This is a genomic window from Vibrio sp. HI00D65 (assembly GCF_001635455.1).
Taxonomy (GTDB): domain Bacteria; phylum Pseudomonadota; class Gammaproteobacteria; order Enterobacterales; family Vibrionaceae; genus Vibrio.
The window spans coordinates 1-1324 of sequence record NZ_LWEH01000053.1 but is presented as its reverse complement, the minus strand read 5'-3'; the positions used below and the strand labels follow the sequence as shown (position 1 = coordinate 1324).

Annotated in this window: 1 protein-coding gene; it reads right to left on the bottom strand. The window is 42.1% G+C overall.

The annotated features are described in order from the left end of the window. Positions 1-1324, bottom strand: a 1324-nt coding sequence (locus tag A3712_RS06975; RefSeq protein ID WP_063522847.1) for a TonB-dependent receptor domain-containing protein, incomplete at both ends; no start/stop codon positions are given.

Below are 1324 nucleotides of genomic sequence, written 5' to 3'. Positions count from 1 at the left end.
TTCATACTCTTCATCTGTTAAGTTATCTACTCGACCATTTAAGGTTAGGTTTTCATTCGCATAGTAGTTAACTGAAACATCGAGCAAGCTATATGCCGTAAGATCCTCAGAGAAGTCAGGTCGTTCACCTACATATTGGTAACCTATAGAAACATCAACTTCATCGAAACTAGCCACTGCATTATATTTATAAATCTTCTTAGCTCGGCGTGTCAGCTGCTCACCAGATTGATTTTCTGGATCTTGGAAGTTGGCGCTCACTTGGTGATTGATAAAGCTGGTATCAAACCCAACAACCATTTCCACACCACGTAGTTGGCTTTCGCCATCGGTATTGTAGTACTTGCTTGTCGCGTAATTGTAATCGATGAGGTCTTCGACATTCGTATCATAGCCAGTAATCGACCAATCAACATCCTTAATTAAGCCACCAAAGGTCAACTCAAATGAATCTGCCTTTTCAGCTTCTAACTGTGCATTACCGTAGTAGCTATATAGTCGATACAAGTTAGGTGCCTTGAAGGATGTACCATAAGCTGCTTTAACAACAAGCCACTCAGCATAACGATAGCCTAGCCCTGTGTTGTAAGTCGTTTCTGTACCGAACTGCTCATTGTCATCAACACGAAGACTCAGTTCTCCGAACACTTTATCCGCATCTGCGTTTAATGCAGCGAAGTACGCAACATTCGTTCTGTCATATTCAGTATTCGAAGGCTTAACAATATAAGCCTCATCACGCCAATCTACACCGCCACTAAGAGTCAGTGCCGAAGTCAGTTTGTATGAATTCACCCATTGAACATTTAGCTGTTCAAGCTCATCAGATGTTGCTGACGCTGAGTTCTTGCCTAAAGACTGTTCGTAGTTCCAGTTATCTTGATTCTGATAGTTTACTAGGAAATCAGACTTAAGCTCACTGCCACTATATTTAACTCCAGCAGCAAAGGTAGAGTTCTGAACTTCAGCCTCTTTGTAAGAGTGGACAGGTGCTCCCGTTGAATCAACATAGGAACCATCATATTGAGAGATAGTCTCGAACATGCGGAAGTTAGCAAAACCACTCCATTGCTGATCAAAATTATGGACATAACCAATTAGAGCATTGCGTGATTCAAAGCCATGTCGGTCACCATCATTTATTCCCGGCATAGGATGAACGTTGTATCCCTCATCGGAGTCGTAGCCAACCGATACGTTTAAGTGACCATTTTCACCAACCTTGGTACCACTAACAAAGCTCAGCTCTTCGTAATCTAAGCTTCCCAAGCCAGCGCTTACTGCCGTTTTTTCATTGTCAGAGTTTGCAACGGTAATAATATTG